This window comes from Pseudoalteromonas sp. 2CM39R, from assembly GCF_023161845.1.
This window is the reverse complement of the sequence record NZ_JALNTM010000003.1, coordinates 132,721-156,376: the sequence shown is the minus strand read 5'-3', so window position 1 is coordinate 156,376 and position 23,656 is coordinate 132,721. Positions and strand designations below refer to the sequence as shown.

18 protein-coding genes are annotated in these 23,656 nt (G+C 40.0%); 17 read left to right on the top strand and 1 reads right to left on the bottom strand.

Annotated elements, in window-relative coordinates:
• Window positions 1–2: 2 nt before the first annotated feature.
• The gene (locus MTF66_RS08015) at window positions 3–1,274 is read right to left on the bottom strand and encodes an amidohydrolase family protein (RefSeq protein ID WP_248526995.1); all 1,272 of its coding nucleotides are present in this window, start codon (window positions 1,272–1,274) and stop codon (window positions 3–5) included.
• A gap of 153 nt (window positions 1,275–1,427) precedes the next feature.
• On the opposite strand from MTF66_RS08015, the gene MTF66_RS08010 reads away from it, so the two are divergent.
• The 17 genes from MTF66_RS08010 (at window position 1,428) to MTF66_RS07930 (ending at window position 23,624) form a co-directional block, all read left to right on the top strand.
• The gene (locus MTF66_RS08010; protein ID WP_248526994.1) at window positions 1,428–3,245 is read left to right on the top strand and encodes a DUF885 family protein; all 1,818 of its coding nucleotides are present in this window, start codon (window positions 1,428–1,430) and stop codon (window positions 3,243–3,245) included.
• A gap of 96 nt (window positions 3,246–3,341) precedes the next feature.
• Entirely contained in the window at window positions 3,342–3,854 is a 513-nt protein-coding gene (locus tag MTF66_RS08005) for a YcgN family cysteine cluster protein (RefSeq protein ID WP_008468055.1), read from the top strand.
• A complete protein-coding gene (locus MTF66_RS08000; protein WP_054201586.1) occupies window positions 3,854–4,369 on the top strand; it encodes an RNA methyltransferase in 516 nt (171 codons plus the stop codon). The genes MTF66_RS08005 and MTF66_RS08000 overlap by 1 nt, the downstream gene beginning before the upstream one ends.
• Before the next feature lie 312 nt (window positions 4,370–4,681).
• Window positions 4,682–6,370 (top strand): M1 family metallopeptidase, encoded by a 1,689-nt coding sequence (locus MTF66_RS07995; RefSeq protein WP_248526993.1) that lies wholly within the window; start codon window positions 4,682–4,684, stop codon window positions 6,368–6,370.
• Between the two features lie 191 nt (window positions 6,371–6,561).
• On the top strand, window positions 6,562–8,451 hold the full coding sequence (locus tag MTF66_RS07990) for a methyl-accepting chemotaxis protein (RefSeq protein ID WP_054201584.1): 1,890 nt from the start codon (window positions 6,562–6,564) through the stop codon (window positions 8,449–8,451).
• Complete coding sequence (locus tag MTF66_RS07985; protein WP_138622969.1) at window positions 8,448–9,554, top strand: GGDEF domain-containing protein; 1,107 nt, start codon at window positions 8,448–8,450, stop codon at window positions 9,552–9,554. The genes MTF66_RS07990 and MTF66_RS07985 overlap by 4 nt, the downstream gene beginning before the upstream one ends.
• Complete coding sequence (locus MTF66_RS07980) at window positions 9,541–10,152, top strand: DsbA family protein (protein ID WP_138622967.1); 612 nt, start codon at window positions 9,541–9,543, stop codon at window positions 10,150–10,152. Before MTF66_RS07985 ends, MTF66_RS07980 begins: the two co-directional genes overlap by 14 nt.
• 212 nt (window positions 10,153–10,364) lie before the next feature.
• On the top strand, window positions 10,365–11,117 hold the full coding sequence (locus tag MTF66_RS07975) for a DUF3450 domain-containing protein (RefSeq protein ID WP_138622965.1): 753 nt from the start codon (window positions 10,365–10,367) through the stop codon (window positions 11,115–11,117).
• A 10-nt stretch (window positions 11,118–11,127) separates the two neighbouring features.
• Complete coding sequence (locus MTF66_RS07970) at window positions 11,128–12,495, top strand: MotA/TolQ/ExbB proton channel family protein (RefSeq protein ID WP_138570563.1); 1,368 nt, start codon at window positions 11,128–11,130, stop codon at window positions 12,493–12,495.
• Window positions 12,496–12,498: 3 nt separating this feature from the next.
• Window positions 12,499–13,026, top strand: coding sequence for a MotA/TolQ/ExbB proton channel family protein (locus tag MTF66_RS07965; RefSeq protein ID WP_008111501.1), 528 nt, complete (start codon window positions 12,499–12,501; stop codon window positions 13,024–13,026).
• A gap of 53 nt (window positions 13,027–13,079) precedes the next feature.
• Window positions 13,080–13,490, top strand: a complete 411-nt coding sequence (locus MTF66_RS07960; RefSeq protein WP_008111500.1) for a biopolymer transporter ExbD — start codon at window positions 13,080–13,082, stop codon at window positions 13,488–13,490.
• Window positions 13,491–13,496: 6 nt separating this feature from the next.
• Window positions 13,497–14,102: an energy transducer TonB gene (locus MTF66_RS07955; RefSeq protein ID WP_248527182.1), complete on the top strand. Its 606-nt coding sequence runs from the start codon at window positions 13,497–13,499 to the stop codon at window positions 14,100–14,102.
• Window positions 14,103–14,139: 37 nt separating this feature from the next.
• On the top strand, window positions 14,140–15,468 hold the full coding sequence (locus MTF66_RS07950; protein WP_138622964.1) for a lipopolysaccharide assembly protein LapB: 1,329 nt from the start codon (window positions 14,140–14,142) through the stop codon (window positions 15,466–15,468).
• Window positions 15,469–15,782: 314 nt separating this feature from the next.
• Window positions 15,783–17,390, top strand: coding sequence for a hypothetical protein (locus MTF66_RS07945; protein ID WP_109874982.1), 1,608 nt, complete (start codon window positions 15,783–15,785; stop codon window positions 17,388–17,390).
• A gap of 72 nt (window positions 17,391–17,462) precedes the next feature.
• Window positions 17,463–20,186: a TonB-dependent receptor domain-containing protein gene (locus MTF66_RS07940; RefSeq protein ID WP_109874983.1), complete on the top strand. Its 2,724-nt coding sequence runs from the start codon at window positions 17,463–17,465 to the stop codon at window positions 20,184–20,186.
• Window positions 20,187–20,388: 202 nt separating this feature from the next.
• Window positions 20,389–21,528 carry an aspartate-semialdehyde dehydrogenase gene (gene asd / locus MTF66_RS07935; RefSeq protein WP_193049558.1) on the top strand — a complete coding sequence of 380 codons (1,140 nt, stop codon included), beginning with the start codon at window positions 20,389–20,391 and terminating at the stop codon, window positions 21,526–21,528.
• A gap of 137 nt (window positions 21,529–21,665) precedes the next feature.
• Window positions 21,666–23,624, top strand: coding sequence for a methyl-accepting chemotaxis protein (locus MTF66_RS07930; RefSeq protein ID WP_248526992.1), 1,959 nt, complete (start codon window positions 21,666–21,668; stop codon window positions 23,622–23,624).
• Window positions 23,625–23,656 lie beyond the last annotated feature (32 nt).

The window sequence follows — 23,656 nt, the reverse complement described above, 5'->3', positions numbered from 1 at the left end:
GTTTACTGTTTGTAAACCACACCCGCTTTCATAACGAATGGGATCTGCTCTAGTGTAGAAATGTTTTTTAATGGGTTAGTGTCTACCGCTATAATATCAGCTGCAAAACCAGTTTTAATTTGCCCTAGTTGTTTATCAGCTTTTAATAATTTAGCACTATTAATGGTTGCGGCTTGGATGGCTTGTAATTCACTCATACCAAATTCAACCATTCGCGAGAACTGCTTAGCGTTATCGCCATGCGGGTAAATAGCTGCGTCGGTTCCAAACACCATGTTTACACCCGCTTCAACCGCGCGTTTAAAACTATCGCGTTGTTTTTTTGATACCAGACGTTCCTTATTTAGATTTTCTTCATCCACGCCATTTTGTTCACCAAAGCTTAGCGTATATTCGGTATTATAAATATCCATAGACAGCCAAGTTCCATGCTCTTTTGCAAGCGCGATTGCTTCATCGTCTAAAAAGCTAGCGTGCTCAACACTATCTACACCGGCTTTAATTGCCGTTTTAATACCGTTAGTTCCATGTGCGTGAGCGGCAACAGGTAATTCACGCATGTGCGCTTCATCAACAATGGCTTTCATTTCTTCAAAGACGTATTGCTGTATGCCGACTTTTGTTCCTTTAGAGAATACACCGCCTGTGGCGCATAGTTTGATTGCATTAGCGCCATATTTTATATTTTCACGCACTTTAATACGCACAGCCCACGGGCCATCAGCAACGCCGGTGGCAGTATATTTCATCTCTGGAGGTAAGCGATTATTATCGCAGTGCCCACCAGTAATGCTCAAAGAAGGCCCTGCAGCCCAAATGCGTGGGCCGATAATATCACCTGCATTCACACCGTCTCGCACCGCAATAACACTGTAGCCCTCAGCACCTAAGTTCCTTACTGTAGTAAATCCAGCTTCTAAGGTTTGCTTAGCAAAATAGCTGGCTTTAATGGCCATTCGCGGAACAGATTGCCCTAAACGTTCACTTCGAGACACGGTTGGATCGCTGGTTAAATGTACGTGCATGTCCATTAACCCAGGTAACAGGGTAAGCGTTGGTAGGTTTATCAGTTCATCATTACTGCTAAGCTTGGGCTTTTTATTAAATTGGATTTGGCTAATAACACCGTTATCTATGGCAATCAACGGATTAGACTTAAGTTCGCCTGTTTCAACATCTAGTAAAGCTTTTGCCGATATATAGGTTGTGGCTAGTGTACTTGCACTGGTTAAGCTCATTAATGCGATTGATAGAGTCAATAAATGTTTTTTCATGTTTAAGTCATTATAATTATTTTCATTCACTTGAATGTAGCAACCATGCGCTATTGAGTAAATAATATAGCGACGAATAGCATTGACCATAATTGCTTTATTTAAGCTATTTAAAACCGCATAATTGGCGGGTAAAAACTAACAAGGGAATTTATGAAAGTTATTAAAATAGCACTGGTTGCCAGTAGCGTTATGTTTGCCTTAAGTGGTTGTATGAGCACCAGCTCACAATTAAACACAAATCAGTCAGTCGCACCTGTAATAAGCGAATTATCAGCTGAGCAGCAATTAGATGTGATCGTTGCTCAGTACTACGATGAATCATTAGCTTTTAATCCATTAAGCGCTACTTACAATGGCCGCCATGAATTTGATGATCAATTTTTGCCTGAAATATCGCAGCTTAATCGCGATAAAAAAGCCGCATTTTACAAAAAATATCAACAACGCTTAACGCTGATTGATGAATCACAACTGACCGGTCAAGCGCTACTGAATTTTGAAGTATTATCCCGAGATTTAGCCCTCAAGCTTGAGGGGATGCAATATAAAAATTATTTGTTACCGATAAATCAAATGTCGGGTGCGCATAATACCTTCGCTGGATTTGGTTCAGGGCAAAGTGCTCAGCCTTTTAATACCGTTGCCGATTACCAAAAATTTATCAAGCGTGCAGATGGTTTCGTTAAATGGCTTGCAAGTGTTGAACAATCAATGGCGCAAGGCGTTAAAACCGATGTGGTACTGCCTATGCCATTAGCAAAAAAATTACTCACGCAATTTAAAGCGCATGTTGTTACAAGCGCAAAAGATTCTCTCTTTTATTCGCCCATTAAAGCCATGCCCGACTCTTTTTCAGCTGATGAAAAGCAACAGTTAAGATCGCAGTATACAACATTGATTTTAGATAAGTTAGTGCCTGCATATCAGCGAATGAGCGATTTCTTACTTAACGATTATATTCCTTATGCCCGCGATTCTGTTGGTTATGCTGATTTACCCAACGGTAAAGCGTGGTACGACTACCAAATAAAGAAAAACACCACGTTAAGTTTATCAGCGGATGAAATTCATGAGATTGGTTTAAGTGAAGTGGCAAGAATCTTAAGTGAGATGAAAACGGTTAAAGACACCGTAGGATTTAAAGGAGAATTATCAGCCTTTTTTAACCACTTACGTGACTCAGATGAGTTTTATTATAAAACAGCCGATGAGTTAATTGCCGCCTATGAACAAATTAAAGTAAAAATAGACGCTCGCTTACCAAAGTTATTTAATGTTGAGCCTAAGGCTCCTTATATTGTTAAAGCGGTTGAAGCCTATCGTGCCCAATCGGCTGCGGGAGCGTCGTATGCAGGACCAGCTCCTGATGGTTCGCGCCCAGGTATATTTTATATCAATACATACAACTTAAAAGCACAGCCTAAGTTCTTGCTCGAAACGCTGTCTATTCATGAAGCCGCTCCGGGGCATCACTTTCAAATAGCGCTGCAACAAGAGGTGCAAAGCTTACCTGATTTTCGTAAATTCGGCGGCTACACGGTGTTTGCTGAGGGTTGGGCATTATACGCAGAAAGCTTAGGCAAAGAACTGGGTTTATTTACCGATCCGTATATGTGGTATGGGCGTCTTAACGATGAGCAGTTAAGAGCGATGCGATTAGTGCTTGATACAGGTTTTCATGCCAAAGGTTGGACACGTCAACAAGGCATTGATTACATGCTAGCAAATTCTTCAATGGCAAAAAGTGATGTTATCGCTGAAGTTGAGCGCTATATCGCATGGCCTGGGCAAGCATTATCGTACAAATTGGGTGAGTTTAAAATTAAAGAGCTCAGAGATTACGCCCTCCAGCAATTAGGTGAGCAATTTGATATTAAAGCGTTTCATACGCAAATATTGATTGATGGTGCATTACCTATGCCTATTCTGGAGAAAAAAATTAAACGTTGGGTTAAATCTCAGCAGTAATAAAATCGCGCGAAGCCATGCAGATATTAGGGATTGGCTTTGCGCGCTTTGCTGCAATACGTTAGAATGCGCGCTCTTAAAAGGGGCGAGAACACCATGTTTGATCAACAATTAGCAAATACCCAATTTTGGCTTAGCAAAAGCCTGAATGAAATGAACCAACAAGAATGGGAAGCCATTTGTGATGGATGTGGAAAGTGTTGTTTAAACACCTTTATTGACAGTGAAGACGAAGATGACTTTACTGCTACCGATCAGCTAAGAGAAGGCGAGCAACTTATATTCACTAATATTGTTTGCCAATACCTTGATAACAATACCTGTGGCTGTAGTGAATACGAAAACCGCCAAACCTTAGTCCCTTCGTGCGTTAAGCTCACTAAAGAAAACCTAAAAGACATCTTTTTCATGCCCCAAAGCTGTAGCTACCGCCGACTTCATGAAGGGCGCGGTTTAGCAACGTGGCATCCGTTACTTAATAACGGCGATAAAACTAAAATGCATGAGCTAAATATTTCAGTCAAAGATAAAACAGTAAAAGATTGTGATGTAAAACTGGAAGATTTTGACTTGTATATTGCCGAGTGGCCAACCAAGGATTGCAACTAGTGAGTAAGTTACAAGCAAGTATTGGTTTAATAAACCCTAAAAGCCCAACCAATGTGGGTGGTGTATTACGCGCAGCAGGTTGTTATGACGCCAAGCAGGTGTTTTTTACCGGCAACCGTTATTTAAATGCACAAAAATTTCATACTGATACTAAAAATGTGGTGCAACGTATTCCATTAACCGCCACCGACAATTTAGCATCAGTTAAGCCACAAGACGCAAAAGTAGTGGTAATAGAGCTAATTGAAGGTGCCACTCCTTTACCCGAGTTTACTCATCCTGAGAACGCATTTTATGTGTTTGGTCCAGAAGACGGCTCTGTGCCTAAAGACGTTTTAAAATGGTGCGACGAAGTTGTGTATATCCCAACTATAGGTTGTATGAATCTAGCGGCAACTTGTAATGTTGTTCTTTATGACCGACTCGCGAAATTGGGCGGAATTCAAAGCAGCGATGAAACCATTATTTCCTCACGCGATACTAATAATAAAATGAAATGGAAAAAACAACCTTAATATACACATTATAAGCGTGAACAGGACGTGGTAGCTTTGCTCGGTTTTACTTATTCTTAAATGGATGTAAGCTAATGGAATAGCGCAGGAGCAGTTATCGAGCCCACCACTAATTTACCAACCTCGCACCACGATTAAATCGCCCCCAGTTTAAAAAAATATTAATCCGCAAAGCATCAACAGATCCTAGTTAAATGTAAATAAAAGTAACTAATCAACTTAAAAAATAAGCAGTTCGTCTTTTTTTAACTCTATAAGTGTAAAAATATGTAATTATAATGAAAAAATAATAACTACAAGGTTTTACATTTTATGCATAGGGTACGTTACTTGTTTTGCTGTTGTTGGCTAATGTTACTAAGCATTCCGCTAACAGGCTGTTATTCAAAGCCTGCAGCTTTAGATCCTCAAGTAGCAAGTACTGGTGAGTCGTTATCCACGATAGCCCAAACCACTGATGTCATTTTTTACGATTTGCAGCTAGTTGTCCTGCCCAGTAAGAAAAAAATTTCTGGCATAGGTAAAACCATGTTTCGCGTGCTGAAAAAAACGCAGCAAGTCGAACTCAAGCTCGATAATCGTTTCTCTATTGAAAATGTCACTGTTGCAAAGCAACCAGTCAATTTTAGTCACCAGCAGGGCATTATCATTATTGATCTGTATGAAACTAAATACCCAGGTGAAGTTGTCGAGGTTGCCATTAGCTATTCAGGACACCCTCATGAAGCTACTAATCCTCCGTGGAGTGGTGGCTTTGTATTTAGCCATACGGCACAAGGTCAGCCTTGGATAGCAACGGCAGTACAAGGCGAGGGCTGTGATTTATTTTGGCCTTGTAAAGATCACTTCAGTGATAAAGCCGACAGTATGCGTATTCGTGTGACAGTACCTACGGGGTTAAGTGTTGCTAGTAATGGTGTACTTAAAAAAATTATGCCATTAAAAAATAATACAACTGAATTTGATTGGTTTTTATCTGAGCCTGCCAGTGATTACAATATTGCGCTAAATATTGGTCCCTTCGAACGTATTCAACAGCAATATAAAAGTATTAACGGCACGCAGGTACCTGTTGAATTCTGGGCATTACCTGAAAACAGCCACAAAGCCACTATGCTACTCAATGATGATGTATATCAACAGCTCGCATTTTTTGAATCTGTATTAGGGCCTTACCCTTGGGGAATGCAAAAATTAGGCTTTGTAGAAACACCGCATCTGGGTATGGAACATCAAACCATTAACGCTTATGGTAAAGGGTATACCCGCGATCCAAGTGGCTATGACTGGCTTATTCAGCACGAGTTGGCTCATGAATGGTTTGGCAATTTAATGACCCATGAAAAACTCAACGATGCGTGGTTACACGAAGGCTTTGGTTTCTATATGCAACCCGCTTACAGCTTATTTAAATTTGGTGAAGCTGCTTATAACCATGCTATGTACACCGCGTATTTAGGATTAAAAAATTGCCATCCTATTGTTAAACAAGGGAAAGTTACTTCTAAAGAAGCGTTTAATGCAGATATTTATGGTAAAGGTGGTTGGACGCTTCACACTCTGCGATGGCTAATTGGAGACGAGTTATTTTGGCAAGCTGCCCGAGAGTTAGTATATGGTCAAACGCAAACAGCTAATTTGAGTTACCCAATCGAGTCGCGTTATCGCAGTAGCCAAGAGTTTATTAATATTGTTAACCGGATCACGGGCGATGATTATACGTGGTTATTTGATGTGTATTTAAAGCAAGCCGCGTTACCAACCTTAACAATGGAGCGAACCAACACAGTCATTTATTTAAGCTGGAGTAACAGCGAAAAAGATGGCACAGCGTTTAAAATGCCTGTTCCTATTTCTATAAACGGGAAGTTGACAACTCACACTCCAGTGGATGGACTGATCACTATCAATGCCAAAAAAAGCGACATTATCGTTATCGATCCACAGATGAAGGTTCTGCGACAGTTACCCATAATTAGTCAATGCCAGCAACAAAGCTAAGCTTATATAGCTTAAATTACAACTTGTCATAAGTTTAAGATTTAACCAAATACCGTTCTTTTTGGTTTTTAAATCTCATTATTTATTATTATTTTTAATTATTAACCTCGCCTGAACAATATTTGCTAAGACTTTCAGTTAAAAATTTGTTAAAAAGGCAGTGGTAATAATGATTAATTCTTAAGGTACTTATGTTTAGCTCGCTAAAATTCACCTCCAAAATCACCATCGCTGCGTCATTAGTGTTAGTTTTAGTGTTAGGTGTTTTCACTATAAATAACTATTTTTCAATGCGTCATCAAACTCAAGAGCAGTTGTCGCTGGTGCTAGAGCAAAACTCAGAATCGGTTTCTAAAAACATTGCAAGTTGGCTCAATAATAAATTGGCGATTGTGATCTCTATCGCAAAAACATATCAAGATAACGATACGAAGTCTTTAACGCTTTCGCAATTAAATACCGCTGAGCTTGCCGGGGATTTTAAAAATACCTACATAGGTAAATCATCGGGGACATTTATTTTAAATGATCAAAGTGTTGTGCTCCCCAGCGATTTTGATGCTACAAGTCGCCCTTGGTATAAATTAGTAGAAAATAAAACAACAACGGCTTTTACAACCCCTTATATTGATGTGACCACCAACGAACTGACAATTTCAGCCGTTGCGCCTATTAATAGTAATGGTCAATTTAAAGGGGTAGCGGGAGCAGATATTGATATGCAAACCATCGCTGAAATTATTGGCGATATTGATTTCTTGGGACTCGGTTATGGCTTCTTACTTGATAATAAAGGGCAAATATTAAGTCACCCTGATAGTAAATTAAATTCAAAAAAAGTCGCAGATTTGATTGGTAAAAATGCACCGTTAGCAAGAGAATTTACAGAGTATCAAGTAGCGGGTGAAACCTCGCTGGTATCCTTTACTAAGATTCGTGGTATTGAAAATGTTGATTGGTATCTGGGTGTAGTAGTCAATAAAGATAAAGCGTATTCAAGTGTCTCTTCGTTTGGTCAAAAGGCAATTGTCTTTTTAATTATTGGTATTTTAGTGATTGTTGCATCACTGGAGTTTTTACTGCGTTATTTAATGCGACCTATGTATCGTCTTAATGATGCTATTAGAGATATAGCACAAGGTGAAGGCGATTTAACTTGTCGACTCAGTGTTGAGAACGATGACGAGTTTGGTCAGTTAAGTAATTCATTTAATATTTTTATAGAAAAAATTCAAAATTCAATTGTTCAAGTTAAGTCTTCAACACAGTTGCTAGAAACCGCGGTTGCTAAACTGGTTACCCAAACAGATTCAACATTAACTATGTATGACGACCAAAGTGAACGTACCAACAGTGTGGCATCTGCAATTAACCAGTTTTCAGCCACTGCAACAGAAATTTCAACTAGTGCAAGTAATGCCTCAACACTTGCTAAAGATGCTGATCAATATTGCGCTAAAAATCAGCAAACACTAACGAATAACGTTTCGAGCATTCATCAACTTTCGCAAAATATAGAGCAAGCACAAGAAACAATTAATAGTTTAGATTCACATACTGCTAATATCGGTAATGTACTTGCGGTAATCAAAGGCGTGAGTGAACAAACTAACTTGCTTGCTTTAAATGCGGCAATAGAAGCGGCACGTGCAGGTGAAGCGGGAAGAGGGTTTGCCGTTGTTGCTGATGAAGTCAGGCAATTAGCACAACGTACTCAGCAATCAACGCAAGAAATTGAAAATACGGTAATTGAACTACAAAAAGGCTCAAGCTCTGCCGTTGAGCTGATGAAAACCAGTTTAGAAGAAAGTGAAAAAAGTGTTCAGCAAGCTGATGCAGTTGGCGATGTAATGAAACAAATAATTAGTGCGATAAAGCAAATAACCGACGCTAATCATAGTGTGGCTAATGCTACTGATGAGCAAAATCAAGTTGTTAAATCATTACATTCAGATATCCATGTTATTAGCGACCTATCGATTCAAGGTCAATCTAACCTTAACCTCACTTTAGAAGAGTGCACTAAGCTCAAACATCAATTCAGTGACTTAGAGCGCATGGTTAAAAAATTCAAAGTATGAGCAGTAAAACAAAAATAAATAAACCAAACTGGCTCAGTTTAATCAATATTGACAGTGTTTATAGCTTTGATAGACAACGCCAAGCGTTTTCGTTATTTACCATGATAACGATTGCCTTGGTGTTAATTACCTATTTAGTGATTACAAACCATCGCATTTATGAGCCCATATTAACTGCCGCTTTAGTGTCAGTTAATTTAACTATTGTAGGATGCATTGTTTATTTTATAAAAACTAAACAGCTTAATGCTATCGCATTAATTACCTTGATGATTGTATTTGTGATGTGCTTAGCTTTAGTATCCACCGGCGGTAAAGAAAACACCGCGTTATATTGGCTAATGTTTTATCCTGTAGCTGTATTTGCCATACTGGGTGTTAAACTTGGCGCATGGTTAAGTAGTGCCATGTTATTGAGCTGTATTGTTATGTTATATGGCCCCGATATGGGGCAGGTTATGTATGGTGAGGTAGAAAAGACCCGTTTTGTTGCTGCATTTTCATTAGTGCTGGTGTTTTCTTTTATCGGTGAGTATTTTCGTCATAGAAGCCACCTTGCCATTGCAGATATCACCTTAGAACAAAAACAACACGCCTATACAGATCAGCTTACAGGCGCACCCAACCGTCGTTTTATTACTTCACATTTTTTAAAGCTTGCTGCTTCACGGCCAGCGCATTATTTGCCGCTGTCTATTTTGCTCATTGATTTAGATAACTTTAAACAATTAAATGATACCTACGGCCATGATTTTGGCGATACCGTATTAATAGAGTTTACTAAATTATTAGAGTCGCAATTTTCTGCAACCGCCCTTAAAGCCCGTTATGGTGGCGAAGAGTTTGTGGTTATTTTACCGCAGATGACCACCATAGAAGCCAGTATTTTGGCTAATCGTTTTAGAGAATGCGTGCAACATCATGTAATATTAACTGATAAACAACAACGAGTATCGTTAACTTGTAGCATTGGCATTGCACAAGCTAATCATATTGATGACTACGACAGTGCATTAAAACAAGCCGATGAGTATTTATATCAGGCAAAATCACAAGGGCGCAATAAAGTCATATTTGCGCATGGCGAGTATGTCAGTCAATAAGCTTATTTATGTGCATGATCCTATGTGTAGCTGGTGCTGGGGATATAAGCCTACGTGGCAAAAACTTGAATCGGCTCTAGAAAATATTCTGTCTATAGAATATAGAATCGGAGGTTTAGCTGCTGATAGCGACCAGCCAATGAGTGCCGATATGCAGTTGCAACTACAAGGCATATGGCAAAACATTAGCAACCAATTAGGCACTGAGTTTAATTTTAATTTTTGGCGAGAATGCCAACCGCGCCGTTCTACTTATCCCTCCTGCAGAGCGGCTTTAATTGCTCGTAGCTTTAACAAAGAGCCACAGATGATTGACGCCATTCAACAAGCGTATTATTTACAGGCGCAAAATCCATCGGATGAGGCGGTTTTAATTAAACTAAGCGAACAAATTGGTTTAGATGCTAGTTTATTTTCTCAATACTTACATTCTAATGAACTTAAGCGTCGCTTTGATGATGAGCTCAATTATGTTCGCAGTTTACCTATTCAAGGTTTTCCGTCGTTAGTATTAATAAAAAACAATAGCGCATACCCCATTGCTATTAACTACACAGATTGGCGGCAAACGCTAAGTGAAATACAATCTTACTTATAAAGTTTACACTTCAAACATTACCCCTGCACTTTAAATTCGGTCAATAAGGCTAATTTATTACCGCTGTCATAAAAGCGACTTTTTTACGCAACACGCTTGTCATTTTTAATCTATACAATTTCGCTCATTGAAACTATCTCGCTTTAAATTGTTTTTATAAACAGGCTAAAGCGATTAGTAAATCCGATAATTAACGAGCAAAGGTGTATACGATGAAAGGCGTTAAACCATTATTTTTAGCTGGTATTGTAGCCGCAAGTGCAGCAGTCCACGCCAATGATTTAAACACGGTAATTGATAAAAGCAGCGAAATTAATAATTTAGCTGCGCAATCACAAACAAAAATAGACAAGATTGCAGATTCAATGCAAGGGCGTTTGCAGCAATTCAAAACTCTAAATAAAGAAATAGATGGTTTAGCCGTTTATAACGCACAGCTTACAAAACAGTTAAATAATCAAATAGAAGAGATGGAATCGCTTAATTTATCGATGGATCAAGTATCGATTATTGAGCGCCAAATAACCCCTTTAATGCTTCGTATGATCACTGGGCTTGAACAGTTTGTTGCCTTAGACGTGCCGTTTTTAAAGCAAGAGCGAAAGCAGCGTCTTGAATCATTAAATGCAATGATGGAACGCGCTGATATTACATCAAGTGAAAAATTCCGTCGTGTCTTAGAAGCTTATCAAGTTGAAGTTGATTACGGACGCACTATTGAAGCGTATACCGCATTGCTTGATGTGGACAATAAAGAACGTGAAGTCGACTTTCTGCGCATTGGCCGTTTAGAACTCATTTACCTTACCCGCGATGGCAAACAAGCAGGTAGTTGGGATCAAAAAACACAGTCGTTTGTTGCACTGCCTGATTCAACCATTAGCCAAATTAATAAAGGGCTTCGCATTGCTCGCAAACAACTAGCCCCCGATATGTTAACACTGCCAATTCATGCTGCAGAATAAGAGGTTTACCATGAAATTATTAACAAAAATGACAAAAATGGCCGTGTTTGCAGCCAGCTTAGGTTTTTCAGGTGCGATGTGTGCCGCTGAACCAATGAACTTAGATGCCTTATTAAAAACGTTAGAGCAGGGTAAATCAGCGCAATCAGAACAAAATAAACAACGCGAACAAGAATTTGCAGCACGTCAAAATGAACAAGTGCAAATGCTTAAAAACACCCAAGCAAAACGAAACCAAATGCTTAGCGAGTCAGAGCGTTTAGAAACGCAGTTTGAAGAAAACGAAATTAAATTGGCTAACCTGACCGATACTTTATCAAAGCGTATGGGTTCATTAAAAGAGCTATTTGGTGTGCTACAACAAGTTGCTGGAGATTCTAGTAATAAGTTTGCAACCTCGGTGGTATCGGCTCAGTTACCTGGGCGTAGTACTTTTATGGACGAATTGGCGCAAAAAATGGGTTCTACCTCAAAGCTTGCGTCTATTGAAGATATCGAAAAGGTTTGGTTTGAGCTACAACGCGAAATGACCGAACAAGGAAAAGTAAGCCGCTTCAATACTGATGTAATTGTTGACGGTGGCAATAAAGTACAAAAAGAAGTGGTACGTGTGGGTGCATTTAACCTTATTAGTGACGGTCAGTACCTAGAGTATACGCCTTCTACCAATACTATTAGCCAGCTTACTCGCCAACCAAGTAGCCGCTTTACTGCGACTGCGGCTGATTTGCAGCAAGCAAACACCGGTGTGGTGCCGTTTGCGCTTGACCCAACGGGTGGTTCAATTTTAGGTTTGTTAGTACAAGCCCCTGATACCAGCGAGCAAGTTCATCAAGGTGGTGCAGTTGGTTACGTTATTTTAGGCGTTGGCTTATTAGCGTTATTAATTGCGTTAGAGCGTTTTGTATCGCTCCTGCTGATGGGTGGAAAAATCCGTCGTCAATTAAAAGACGATACAGCCCGTGATGATAACCCGCTAGGGCGCGTCATGAAAGTGAAAGACCAATATCCTAATGTGGCGTACGACACGCTTGAACTTAAGTTAAGCGAAGCCATTTTACGCGAAATGCCAAAAATCACCCGTAATTTAACGCTTATTAAAATTATCTCTGTGGTAGCGCCATTGCTGGGCTTACTCGGTACGGTAACTGGGATGATCAATACCTTCCAAGCAATTACTTTATTCGGCACTGGCGACCCTAAACTAATGGCAGGCGGTATTTCGCAAGCCCTGGTTACTACGGTATTAGGCCTTGTTGTTGCCATTCCAACGGTGTTTTTATACACCTTATTGAATACTCGCTCAAAAGGCTTACTGCTTATTTTACAAGAACAAAGTGCAGGTATTATTGCCGAGCGAAGCGAGAAAGGAGCTTAAACCATGGTGCTATTGATTGATTCAATCAATGCTATCCGTGATTTTCTCGACACGGGTGGCCAAGTTCTCTTGGTCATTGCCGTGTTAATTTTCGCGATGTGGTTATTGATACTCGAGCGATTTATGTACTTTTTTAATGGCTATCGACACTACAAAAAAGACGTTAAAAATACGTGGAAAACTCGTAGTGAACGCAACAGCTGGAATGCAGAGCAAATACGCCAGGCCATGGTGTCACGCGCCAGTATGCGATTAAACGCAAACTTACCACTGATTAATGTGATGGTGGCGCTGTGTCCACTATTAGGTTTACTCGGCACAGTTACAGGGATGATAGAAGTCTTCGATGTAATGGCTATTACAGGTACAGGCAGCGCACGCTCTATGGCGTCGGGTGTGTCAAAAGCAACCATACCCACTATGGCAGGTATGGTCGGTGCGTTATCTGGGGTGTTTGCCTCAACCTATTTACAGCGTAAAGCAAAGCGTGAAGTTGAATTGTTGCAAGACACTATGGTGTTGGACCACTAAATAATTATTGAAAAGCGGTGAACATAATCACCGCTTATTCTAGGAGAAGTAAAATGAGAGCCCCATTAGGTAATTTATTCCAAGAAGATGAAGCAGAAGAAATAAACATGACTCCTATGCTGGATGTTGTATTTATTATGCTTATTTTCTTTATTGTTACAGCCTCGTTTGTAAAAGAAGCCGGTATTGATGTAAACCGCCCTGAAGCGGCAACGGCTGTAAAAAAAGAACGCGCTAACATATTAGTGGCTATTTCAGATCAAGGCGAAATTTGGATCAATAAACGTCAAATTGATGTACGTGCTGTACAAGCCAACATTGAACGCTTAAAAGCTGAAAATCCACAAGGCAGTGTGGTTATTCAGGCCGATAAAAAAGCCACTACAGAAACCTTGATAAAAGTGATGGATGCCTCGCGTGCAGCGGGTGTATTTGATGTTTCAATAGCGGCTCAAGAAGGGTAACGAGTGATGCGTTATGTACTTGCGTTAATTATAGCGGGTGTGGTGACCTTTATGCTGTTTTTAGGTATGCAGGCATTGATCACCGGCGGAGAAGGCGCCATGACGGAGCCTGCAAAAGGGAATGTATTAGATTTTGTCCGTTTGAAAAAAGAAGAAGCGGTACAAAAAAAGGAGCGTAAACCACAAAAGCCACCAACACCTAAAGAGCCACCACCGCCAATGGAATCGCCACAAATGCAAAGTAGCGATAACAACGCTGCTAGCAACAACTTTGATTTTGCTGCAAATGTCGATGCTGATGTAAATCTAGCGGGTGGATTAGCATTAGAAACCAGTGATGGTGAGTATTTACCGATAGTAAAAGTGGCACCGGTATACCCAAGGCGTGCTTTGTCGCGTGGTATTGAAGGGTATGTCATTGTTGAGTTTACAGTGACCAAGCAAGGCACAGTGAAAGAGCCACAAGTTATTAAAGCCGAGCCAGAGTCATTGTTTGACAGAGCAGCGATGGATGCGGCCCTTAAGTTTAAATATAAACCGCGCGTTGTTAATGGCGAAGCTGTTGAAGTAGCCGGTGTGCAAAATAAAATTTCTTTCCAAATTAATGGTTAATTCTATTAAGTAAGTAAAGAGTGAACGTGAGGCAATTATGAAATTAAAACTAACAACCAAGCTATTAAAGCTTAGCATGTTGTGCACTGTTGCAATCAGTGCCAGCGTTGTTACACCAAGTGCATTGAGTGTACTTCCGGGTGTAAATTTGGCGACAGTACAGGCTGTTGAAAAGCAGAAAACAACACGAGTTCCCGCACTGCGTGAAAAGGTATACAGCCAATTAGCTCGCGCCCAAAAACTTGCGGATGATGGCGACAGTAAAGCAGGTTTAGACGCGCTTGACAGCATACAAGCGCGCTCATCAAGTATGAACTCTTATGAAATTGCGATGATGCATAACTTTTATGGGTTTATTTATTACAATGAAAACGACCTTGTAAAAGCGATTGCCTCATTTGAAAAAGTGATTGCAGAAGATGGCATTCCAGAAACATTGCGTTTGAGCACGACATTCAGTTTAGCGCAGCTTGCAATGGCTAACAGCGACTATGAAAAGGTTATCGCATTTTTAGATAAATGGGATGCCATTAATACAAAGCCAAAAACTGATGCATATTATTTATTAAGAGCGCAAACCTACTATCAATTAAAAGACTATGAGCAAGGCCTGAGTTACATTACCCAAGCCATTAACTTAAGTGATAGCGAAGGCAAAGTACCAAAAGAAAACTGGCTGGTACTGCAACGTGCTATGTATTACTCACTTAACCAAACGGATAAAGTAGTCAGCGTACTTGAGCGTATGGTAAAGCTATACAACAAACCTGAGTATTGGGTGCAATTAGCCGGTATGTACGGTGAAACTGGGCAAGAAAAACAGCAGCTTAGTGTTTTAGAAGCGGCTTACCAGCAAGGATTTTTAACCTCTAAATCTGACCTAAGACAGCTTGCACAGGTATATTTATATAATCAGCTTGCTTACAAAGCCGCCAGTGTAATGAGTAAGGCAATAGAGCAGGGCATTGCTGAACCAACAGCTAAAAATTATGCCTTTGTAGCCGAGGCCATGGTACAAGCTAAAGAAGATGCTAAGTCGATTAGTTACTTTACCAAAGCTGCAGAGCGTTCAGAGCATGGTAAATACGACCAGCGCTTGGCTGAAGTGTATGTAAACACAGAGCAGTATGACGAAGCAGCTGATGCAGCACGAATGGCACTGGATAAAGGCGGCCTTGATTTTGAATCAAATGCGTTTGTTGCTTTAGGAATGGCACAATACAATTTACAAAATTTTGATGCATCTATCCTTGCGTTTGAACAAGCCGAAAAGCACAAAAAATCGCAACGTTTAGCCCAGCAATGGATCAAATATGTAAAACGCGAAAAAGTGCATGCGCAAACATTAAAAACAGCACTGCTTTAATTTTTATAGTGCGATTATTAGTTCTTAATTGACGCACTAAAAACCATTTCATAATTGCACTACTCAAACCACACTAACATTTAGTTTGTGTGGTTTTTTTGCGCGCGCTTTTAAAGCAACCAATTGATTTTTAATTAATTAACATTGTCATTTTATGTTTATTAAAGTGTAACTTCATTGTCATATCACTCCCGTATTGTACTTCGTATTCGATAACTCAAGTGACCTTAATGCATGAGTATCGTGCCTTAAAGTGACTTAAGTTATTACTTAATGCGCTAACACAATAATTAAATACTTTTACGGAGTGAACAATGAAATTATCTGGCTTATTCAAAATCAGCTTAGTGGCTACAGCAATAACACTGGCTGGTTGTGGTGGTGGAGATATTAACGTTACACCTACGACAGTTGATAACAGTGTAGACAATTCAGTGACTAACCCAGGTGGTGATAATGGTGGCGATACATTAAGTTGCGCCACATACACATTAGATGGAGCTACATTTACAGGTGAAGCAGAAGGCGTAAACTGTTTATACAGCCAAGCATTTGCAAGTAATGCAAAAGAAATTACTAGCTCTTTTGTTATCCCTGCGCTAGACGATGGCGGTGCCCATGTATTTGAAGGTGCTTTATTTATAGGTGACGATGTAGACACATCTACAGGCGCTACTATTGATGTTAATGGCCCAACATTGTCTATTGAAGCAGGCGCTACCATTGCGTTTACCAAGCCAGAGAGTTTTATTCGTATTGCTCGCGGTGCAAATATTGAAGCAATTGGTGAAGTAGATAAGCCAATTATTTTCACAAGTATTAAAGAAGTTGATGGTGATGATTCAACAACCGCTCAAATTGGTGATTGGGGTGGTGTTCAGGTAAATGGACGTGGCCATTCTATTCGTTGTACAGCGACTGCTGCGGCACAAGACATGTGTAATCACTCAGCTGAAGGTATTGTATCTTATTACGGTGGTAATGACCCGCAAGATAGTAGCGGTATATTAAAGCATATTGTTATTAAGTATGCAGGATTTGGCGTTGAAGGTGATGAGCTAAATGGTTTAACACTAAATGCTGTTGGCTCAGGCACAACCATTGATTATGTTCATGTACATAATGGTTTTGATGATGGTATAGAACTCTTTGGTGGTAGCGTTAATCTTAAACATATTGTTGTTACTGATACTGGTGATGACGGTATTGACTGGGATGAGGGTTGGAAAGGTTACGGACAGTACATTCTTGTACGTTCAAATGAATATGGAAATCATGGATTTGAAACAGATGGCGCAAAAGTAGATCCATTATCTGCAGACGCACAAGATTTAGTAACGACTGTTTCTAACCCAACTATTGCTAATGCAACCGTTGTTACTACTGGTGATCAAGGTGCTGAAGGGCGTCGTACTGGTGCCGGTATGGAAATGAAAGAATGGGGTAAAGCGCAATTAGCTAATATGTTGTTTGTAAACTCATCATCTGTAGATGGTGCTGGCTGTTTTGATTTATATAATGAAAAAGATAAATCAGGGGATGCCGGTGTGCATGCCAATGCAAACAACGGTGATATCGCATTTGTGAGTTCAATATTTGCGTGTGGTAAGAATTTTGAAGACGTAAACACTCCTTTAACAGGTGCGTTAGCAAGCTTTGATATCAATACCTGGTTTACTGGTGGCGAAAATAATCAGCTGATTGGTTTTGCTGATTTTGCAAATGTGCTTGGTGCTGATGGTGTTTCAACTGCAGCAACTATTACAGATTCACAAGGTACTGCGGTAGCTACAACGGCGAAAGACATGAGTGAAGTTGACTCTTTCTTTACTAACGCAGGTTATATTGGTGCACTTAAAGAAGGTGAATCAAGTGAATGGGCTGATTTTGTAGCCGCATCTTTACAACGCGCTAGTAATTAATCTAGACCGGCTCTAATTATAAGGCGCTATGGCGCCTTTTTTAAGGGAATTTTAGGTTTAGAGGATATAAATATGAAACATCAAAAGCAGTTTAAAACTAATCTAATAACGTTATCTCTGCTCTCCCTTTTTTCTTCATTTAATTCTTTCGCTGAACAGGCACAAGAAATAATCAATGAAGAAGCGATAGAAGAAGTTGTTGCAACAGGTACACGCCTTAAAGGCAGTGCTAGTGCCGTAATTGATGAACGTAAAAATCAGGCATTTGTTGCTGATATAATGGGTTCAGAGCAAATATCTAGAACGGGTGATAGCGATGCCGCTTCAGCACTTCGCCGTGTTACAGGCTTATCTTTAGTTAACGATAAGTTTATTTATGTACGCGGTTTAGGTGAGCGTTACTCAAGCGTGCGTTTAAATGGTGCAGTTGTTCCAAGCCCAGATCTGACCAGAAATGTAATACCACTTGATATTTTCCCATCAAGTATTATTGAGTCTTTAGCTGTTCAAAAAGCCTATTCACCTAATATGCCTGCGGCTTTTGGTGGTGGTGACGTTAATATCAGGACGAAAAGCATTCCAAGTGATACTTTATTTAAAGTTGAGATTGGTGCTAGCTATAAAGATACAAACGATGAAGGCTATACATACAATGGCGGCAGTGATGATTGGTTAGGTAAAGACGATGGTACACGCGCCTTACCAGGAGCCGTTAAAACGGCGCTAAATACCTATATCAATGGCTTGTCTGATATCTCATACAGAAATATAAGAGATGTGGAGTCAAGACGTCAGGGGGCTGATATTGGTCAAGCAGCTGCAATAGACTTAAATAAAAGTTTATCAAAAGCACTACCAAGAGATTTTGGCTTAGAAAAAGAAAGCTTAAACCCTGATGCAGGCATTAAGGCTGTTTATGGCGACCGATTTGATAACTTATTTGGCCTAGACGGATCTTTTGGTTTCTTAGCATCAGTTGCTTATGAAAATGAATGGTCTAATGCAGAGAAGTTTAGCGCAGTACTTTCTTCTGTTGACGCATCTGAATCTGAATGTTCAAAAGATGACTTTACTTGTTACTCTGCCACAGAGAAAGAAGTATCAACAAAGCATAATATAAAATTAAATAGCTCTCTAAATTTAGGTTATAAAATTGGCGGCCATGATTTAACAGCCACCTATATGATGCTACGAGATACTGAAGATGAAGCTTCTGTTGCGCTTTATCAAGAGCCTTCAAAGTCATTAAGCATTGATGCTGGGCAATTACAGCGAAGCCACCTAACCTCTTTTGAGGAACGTGAACTTGAAATACTTCAACTTCGTGGAATGCACAATTTAGAGTGGAGTTTTCTTGAAGGTGTTGGTGTAGATTGGCAATACACTGATTCAACAGCGACGACGAGTATACCTGGCGAGCTTGAAGTAACGGTGCGTGATGAGTACGCCGATGGCGAATATCAACGTACTTTTTATAATGGCAGTTTAGGTGGCAATCCTTATTTGTATCGATTTGTTGAGCTAGAAGACGATGTAGAAAACTGGGGCGTTAATGTTAACAAAGTTTTTTACTTTGATAACGCCGAAGTTGAAATCGCGGGCGGCGGCTATTTTGTTGAAAAAACGCGTGATTACCGCACAGACTTTTTTAACTATCGCTTCAGCCAAACACAGTCTTTAGATTTAGCACAAAGTGAAGAAGAAGCACTGTCAATTGGTAGTTTCTTTGCTAATGATGCTGTGATCGATTCAACGGATGTAGAGTTATTGTTTCAAGAACCTACAGCCGATGATTACCTAGCAGCGCAAATGATTGATGCTTATTACGGCTCTTTTGATATCACTTTTGCTCAAGATTGGCGTTTAAGTGGTGGTGTGCGTTACGAGGACTTCCGCCAAGTTGCTCTCGCTTTTTCTCGCTCAGCATTCGATCCTGCTTTATTGGCAGATAAATTAAGTGCAGATGCGATAAAACAAGCAAGTGTGATGGAAGATGAGTATTTTACTTCATTATCTATGACATACAGTCAGCAGTCGTACCAAGTTCGTTTTGGTTATGGCAGCACGGTTGTTCGTCCTGACTTGCGTGAGCTAAGCCCTGTTCAATTCCAAGATCCGTTGACTGGTTATCGAACGCTTGGTAATCCATTCTTAGAATCTAGTTACCTAGATAACTTTGATGCACGTATCGAATTTTATATGGACAATGGTGATAACTACTCAGTTGGCGCATTCTATAAAGATATAGATAACCCAATCGAAGCATTATTAACCGAAAGTGACGGTCGTTTTACTCTGCAGTTTGATAATGCAGATACAGCTTATGTTTACGGTATAGAAGCTGAATGGTTAACTGAGTTGCATAGTGATTTATTAGGAGGTGCTTTTTTTACTTCTGGTAATTTAACGGTTAGTGATTCAGAAGTTGAAATTGCAGAAGAACAGCGCGCCGACCTTACAAATCTAAAGCGACGTATGACTGGCCACTCAAAGTATGTTGCCAACCTACAATTGAATTACGATTCGCATGATGGCATGCATCAAGCTTCAGTTATTTATAACGTATTTGGTGACCGTATTTTAGCTGCGGGTGTTAACAACTTTGATGACGCTTACGAACAACCTTTAAACTCGTTAGACATGGTTTATAGTTACTACCCAACGTTTAATACCACATTAACACTTAAAGTGAAAAATATGTTGGGACAAAACTTTGAAGTAGAACAAAATGATGTGTTAATTCGTTCTCAAGAAACGCCTAGAGAACTGAGCGTCAGCTTTAGCTACGAGTTTTAAGTAAAAGCCCAAGGATAGGATTTATAACAACGCCTAACTACTTATTAGCCCTGTATTTTGTACAGGGCTTTTTTATGTGTATGAAAAATATTTAAGTTACAGTTTATTGACTAGTTTTAGTGTGCTGGCGGTGTTAGCTTAGGGCTGTAAAAATTAAATCTCACGCAATGAATTTTTAATTTTTAATGTATAGGCTCCTTTTATGAATCAAACAGTGGAACAAACAATGAAAAAAGTAGGATTAGTCGGTTGGCGCGGCATGGTAGGCTCGGTGTTACTTGAGCGAATGGAACAACAACATGATTTTGCTCATATCGACACCACCTTTTTCACCACCTCACAAGCAGGTCAGCTTGGCCCTGAGTTAGCAGGTCCAGCTAAACCGCTTTTAGATGCTAGTGATATTTCTGAACTTGCAAAAATGGACATTATTGTTACCTGTCAGGGTGGCGATTATACCAATGCGGTGTACCCCAAATTACGTGAATCGGGTTGGGATGGCTATTGGATAGATGCAGCCTCTGCGCTGCGTATGAGCGACGACAGTATTATCGTACTTGACCCTGTTAACAAAGATGTCATTGAACAAGGGCTTGAGCAAGGCGTTAAAACCTTTGTAGGTGGTAACTGCACGGTTTCACTTATGCTACTAGCACTGGGCGGTTTATTTGAGCACGACCTAATTGAATGGGTAAGCCCAATGACTTACCAAGCTGCGTCGGGCGCCGGTGCGCGAAATATGAAAGAGCTTATTGCCCAAATGGGGGCTATTCATGCAAGTGTCGCACAGCAATTAGATAATCCAAGTTCAGCTATTTTAGAAATTGATAAAATAGTCAGCGAAAAAATGGCATCGAGTGATTTGCCACAAGACCAATTTGGTGTGCCACTGGCAGGTAGCTTAATCCCATGGATTGATGTGCCTATGCCAAGCGGTCAATCAAAAGAAGAATGGAAAGCGCAAGTAGAAGCCAACAAAATTTTAGGCTCATCTAAACAGCCTGTGCCTATAGATGGTTTATGTGTACGTATTGGTGCAATGCGCTGTCATAGCCAAGCGATGACAATTAAACTACGTGAAGATATTAGTGTAGAAAAAATAGAAGAAATTTTAGCTTCGCACAATGAGTGGGTTAAAGTTATTCCTAATCAGCGCGACATTACCAGTACCGATTTAACTCCAGTTAAAGTAACCGGTACGCTGAGTATCCCTGTTGGTCGTATTCGTAAACTCGCCATGGGGCCAAAATACATCAGCGCCTTTACCGTGGGCGATCAGCTTTTATGGGGTGCAGCGGAGCCACTTCGCCGGATGCTACGAATTATTGTAGACGGTGAGTAAGTTTCTAGTTCATCAAGTTAAAGGGTTAGCAAATTGCTAGCCTTTTTTATTGCCTCTTCGAAACATTCTCATATTATTTCTTGCTCAACCCTTTTAGTCACACTATATTCTTAAGAGTGTTTTTAGAGGTTAACTTCATGAATATATCAAAAAAATTAAAGCTCTCTTTTGCATCTGCAATTGCCTTGCCGTTATTAATTATAGCTGCTTTAGTTATTTCCCAAACCAGAGAGCAAGCACTTGATAATTTTTCTCAGTTAAGTGAACGTGAAGCCCGCCAAGTTGATAATGCAATTACTATGTTTTTTGCTGAAATTGCTAAAAACGTGGACTACTTAGCCTCCCACCAAACGATTAAAAATGCCCGTGAAAACATAAAAACGCATATGAATGTTGGCACTAAGGTAATGCTTGATCACCCTAATCAAAGTCCGACGGAGCAAGCTGCTTACAGTTTATTTAATCATTTTGGTGAGACTCATCCTGGGCTTGCTTATATTTACATGGGGAATGAACAAGGTGGTTATATTCAATGGCCAATGGGAAACGTAAACGCCAATTATGATCCTCGTCAGCGCCCATGGTACAAAACAGCTAAACAAGCGAACGGTAAAACAACCCGTACTAATGCGTATTACTGGGCTGCTGATGATTTAGTGATTGTGTCCACGGTTAAAGCTATTATTGATAACGGTGAATTAATTGGTGCTCAAGGGATGGATGTTTCATTGGGCGGGCTTACCGATATTATTGCCGATATTAAATTAGGCGAAACAGGTTACTTAATGTTGATTGAAGACAGCGGCAGTGTGCTGGTGGATGTGAAACACCCAGATTACCGATTCAAAAACCTAGCAGATATTGAGGGGGCTAAATACGCCGATTTAGCTAAAAATAGCAAAGGCCTGTTTAATGTAGATATTGATGGAAAACAGTATATGGCCAATATTTATACGTCTCCCATTTTAGGTTGGAAGTTTATTGGGGTGGTAGAAAAGTCTGAGGTAATGAGTGCGGCCAATGCGATGGCGTACACCATTTTAATTATTAGCGCGATATTAATTGCCGTATTTGTTGCGATAGCGAGTTATATTTCTAAACTTATTTCTGCTCCAATTGTTGAGGTGAGCGATGGTTTAACTGAAATATCGCAAGGCGGCGGTGATTTAACCCAGCGCTTAACAATAAAAACCAAAGATGAAACCGCTAAATTAGCCACCAGCTTTAACTTATTTTTAAATTTAATCAGTGAGCTGGTGAAGCAAATTAATGAATGCGCACAAAATGTTAGTAAAACCTCATCGCAAACATCATCACAAGCAGCCCAACTAACAAGCTCTACTAGCCAACAACAACAAGCTTTAGAAATGGCGGCAACGGCTATTAATGAAATGGCTGCCACTGCTAATGAAGTGTCGAGTAGTTGTGCGAATGCGGCCGATTTAGCGGTTCAAACACAACAAGCATCAGATTTAGGGCAATCGGTTATTACACAAACCGTAGAAAGTGTGGTGCAGCTCTGTGATGTAATAAATAATGCCTCAGCAGACATTACTCAACTCGATACTGAAAGTGAAAATATTATGTCGATTTTGAGCGTTATTCGTGGCATTTCAGAGCAAACCAATTTATTAGCATTGAATGCTGCAATTGAAGCTGCGCGAGCTGGTGAGCATGGGCGTGGTTTTGCAGTGGTTGCTGATGAAGTTCGTGCGTTATCGCAACGTACTGCAGAGTCGACCGAAGAAGTTGCATCGCAGCTTGATAAGTTACGCACGATGTCTTCTAAAGTCTCTAAAGACATGGAACGCAGCATAGAAACCACCAATAAAACTGTAGAACTTGCGCATTCTGCGCAACAACAGTTTAGTGAGATCACGGCATCTATTGTTAATATTAGTGATTTAAATACGCAAATAGCCACCGCTGCTGAAGAGCAGCAACACGTCGCTGAAGACATCAATCGAAATGTAACAGAAATTAAAAACTCGGCTGATGAGGTGAGTGATATTGCTGTTAGCACCAGTGAGAATGGCAATGAAATGAGTCGTCTTTCATCGATATTAACTGATTTAGTAGGTAAGTTTAAAGTATAAACAATAGGGCAAGTGCATACTTGCCCTATTCA

Bases quoted from the DNA above. Each gene is read 5' to 3' on its own strand.
- MTF66_RS07985 (WP_138622969.1), top strand. From the start codon at position 8,448: ATGAGCAGTAAAACAAAAATAAATAAACCAAACTGGCTCAGTTTAATC.
- MTF66_RS07940 (WP_109874983.1), top strand. From the start codon at position 17,463: ATGAAACATCAAAAGCAGTTTAAAACTAATCTAATAACGTTATCTCTG.
- MTF66_RS07965 (WP_008111501.1), top strand. From the start codon at position 12,499: ATGGTGCTATTGATTGATTCAATCAATGCTATCCGTGATTTTCTCGAC.
- MTF66_RS08005 (WP_008468055.1), top strand. From the start codon at position 3,342: ATGTTTGATCAACAATTAGCAAATACCCAATTTTGGCTTAGCAAAAGC.
- MTF66_RS08010 (WP_248526994.1), top strand. From the start codon at position 1,428: ATGAAAGTTATTAAAATAGCACTGGTTGCCAGTAGCGTTATGTTTGCC.
- MTF66_RS07960 (WP_008111500.1), top strand. From the start codon at position 13,080: ATGAGAGCCCCATTAGGTAATTTATTCCAAGAAGATGAAGCAGAAGAA.
- MTF66_RS07980 (WP_138622967.1), top strand. From the start codon at position 9,541: ATGTCAGTCAATAAGCTTATTTATGTGCATGATCCTATGTGTAGCTGG.
- asd (WP_193049558.1), top strand. From the start codon at position 20,389: ATGAATCAAACAGTGGAACAAACAATGAAAAAAGTAGGATTAGTCGGT.
- MTF66_RS07975 (WP_138622965.1), top strand. From the start codon at position 10,365: ATGAAAGGCGTTAAACCATTATTTTTAGCTGGTATTGTAGCCGCAAGT.
- MTF66_RS08015 (WP_248526995.1), bottom strand. From the start codon at position 1,274: ATGAAAAAACATTTATTGACTCTATCAATCGCATTAATGAGCTTAACC.
- MTF66_RS07930 (WP_248526992.1), top strand. From the start codon at position 21,666: ATGAATATATCAAAAAAATTAAAGCTCTCTTTTGCATCTGCAATTGCC.
- MTF66_RS07990 (WP_054201584.1), top strand. From the start codon at position 6,562: ATGTTTAGCTCGCTAAAATTCACCTCCAAAATCACCATCGCTGCGTCA.
- MTF66_RS07970 (WP_138570563.1), top strand. From the start codon at position 11,128: ATGAAATTATTAACAAAAATGACAAAAATGGCCGTGTTTGCAGCCAGC.
- MTF66_RS07955 (WP_248527182.1), top strand. From the start codon at position 13,497: ATGCGTTATGTACTTGCGTTAATTATAGCGGGTGTGGTGACCTTTATG.
- MTF66_RS07945 (WP_109874982.1), top strand. From the start codon at position 15,783: ATGAAATTATCTGGCTTATTCAAAATCAGCTTAGTGGCTACAGCAATA.
- MTF66_RS07950 (WP_138622964.1), top strand. From the start codon at position 14,140: ATGAAATTAAAACTAACAACCAAGCTATTAAAGCTTAGCATGTTGTGC.
- MTF66_RS07995 (WP_248526993.1), top strand. From the start codon at position 4,682: ATGCATAGGGTACGTTACTTGTTTTGCTGTTGTTGGCTAATGTTACTA.